The organism is Vibrio marinisediminis (assembly GCF_014050145.1).
GTDB classification, from domain to species: Bacteria; Pseudomonadota; Gammaproteobacteria; order Enterobacterales; family Vibrionaceae; genus Vibrio; species Vibrio marinisediminis.
Genome location: NZ_JACFYF010000381.1, coordinates 1 through 231, shown reverse-complemented (window position 1 = coordinate 231; position 231 = coordinate 1). Strand labels below are relative to the sequence as shown.

Annotated in this window: 1 pseudogene; it reads right to left on the bottom strand. The window is 69.7% G+C overall.

Going from position 1 to position 231, the window contains the following annotated elements:
* A pseudogene (locus tag H2O73_RS24405) lies at positions 1-231 on the bottom strand (2',3'-cyclic-nucleotide 2'-phosphodiesterase); the annotation flags it as partial.

Below are 231 nucleotides of genomic sequence, written 5' to 3'. Positions count from 1 at the left end.
GGAGACGATCTGGACCGAGGGGTCATCGGCCACCAGCGCGAAATAGGAGTGCAGCGGCGCGTCGGTCTTGCCCACGGCGCGGCGGACATAGGCGAGGGTGGCGTCGTGGTCTTCCTGCACCGAGGCCAGCACGTAGTACTGGCTCTCGACCAGGGTGGTGATCGAGCGGTCCTCGTTGCGCTGGGAGATCGGGCGCGCCTCGGTCTCGGCGGTGACGACGCGCCAGGCGCC